The following is a 1,542-nucleotide window of genomic DNA, read 5'->3' on the forward strand; positions in this document are numbered from 1 at the left end:
GCGGAAGGGCGGGTAGGCGCTCGCCGATGTCCCGCCACGAAGTCCGCTCCGCCCGCGAGATCGCCGCCGCGCTCGACGAACTCTGGTCGCCGGGGGTGATCGCCGAGTTAGACGACAACTACGTCAAGGTCGCCAAGGTGCACGGCACCTTCGGCTGGCACGCGCACGCCGACGAGGACGAACTGTTCGTCGTGCTCGGGGGGTGCCTGCGGGCGACATCGACGTCGTCACGCGCTGGGCTCCGCAGAGGCGAGGACCTCGGCCCGCGCAGCTGCCAGCACGTCGGCGATCTCGCCTTCCGCACCGGCGGGCGGCAATTCGTACGGACGCAGCGTGATCCCGTCCCGGGTGAGGTACCCGGTCTCGTGTGCCGCCGAATAGAACGGCGGGTCGCTTTCCGCCGGCAACGCCGCGAGGTGTCCGTTTGACAGCCGGTAGTAGAAACGCTGCACCGGAACGCGTCCGTCGACCTTCAGCGAATCGCCGTCGCCGTCGACGAAATGTCCGGACACGAGCACGCGATCGATGTCGTTGACGCGACTCGATCCCGTGGCGACGAACCCTGGCAGCGGGACCTCGGTGCGTGCCAGCGTCAGGAAATCGAGGAGCTGCAGCGTTCCGTCCTCGATCCCGACGATGAGATCGCCCACGACGCGATAACCCTCGGTGGCTTGCCCTTTGAAGAAGCCATCGCGCACGGTCGCGACCACGATGGCGGCGAGACCTTGCTCGCGCTTCTCGAGTGTCAGCTCGTACAGTTTCGCGCGGGTCTCGAGATAGTAGTGGCCCGGGCGGTCCGGAACAGGCAAGACGCCGAGCACGCGCGGCTCCGCGTCATCCCCATCGGCAACGGTGGCCACACTCGATTCCAGTCCGGTGGGGAAATGGCGATAGACGATCCGCGCCTCGTCGAATGGGCCCGTGCCCGGCACGACGTACACCATGCCGGCGTCTTCGACCCAGCTGAGCCAGTCCCGCTTCGCGCCGGGCAGTGTGGCGAGCAACTCCCCCGATTCCGCAGCTCTCAACTCGAGCGCATCGCCTGTCGGCTGCACGAGTACGCGACCGTTCGGAGACAGCATGCCGCCGGGAATTCCGGCGCCGGTCGCGACGATGTCGCCGGTACCCGTGTCGACGATCCCGTAGCGTTCCTTTCCGTAGACGAGCGCGACGCCAGCTTCCGACGGAATATGCAGCGACAGGAAGGCGTTGTTGCGGAAGGCGTACGGCGGCTGGAACGCGACGAGCGTGTCCGGGACGGGGCGCAGCGGCGGCGCCTTCAGCAGCCCGGCAATCCTCGCGGAACCGGGGGCGTCGACGACACGCGGCGGCGGCAGTTCGCTGCACGCCACCGCGAGGAGCGAGGAAACCAGGACTGCCGCGAGCACGATGAAGCGCATCGCGGCAATCTCCTGATCAGACGGAGGTCGGGTTCGGCTTGTCGCCGTCGAGCTTGTACTGCTTGATGGCGCGCGCCACATCCTTCGCGTTCATCTTCCCCTCCGCCGCCAACGCCGCAATCGCCGCATGCGCGATGTAGTA

Annotated in this window: 1 protein-coding gene; it reads right to left on the bottom strand. The window is 67.5% G+C overall.

Features of this window, described 5'->3' with window-relative positions; all coding sequences use genetic code 11:
* Positions 1-227: 227 nt before the first annotated feature.
* On the bottom strand, positions 228-1,481 hold the full coding sequence (locus tag V6M37_RS12085; RefSeq protein WP_332673592.1) for a hypothetical protein: 1,254 nt from the start codon (positions 1,479-1,481) through the stop codon (positions 228-230).
* Positions 1,482-1,542: the final 61 nt, after the last annotated feature.

The sequence above is a fragment of the Aromatoleum sp. genome, from assembly GCF_036675785.1.
Classification (GTDB): domain Bacteria; phylum Pseudomonadota; class Gammaproteobacteria; order Burkholderiales; family Rhodocyclaceae; genus Aromatoleum.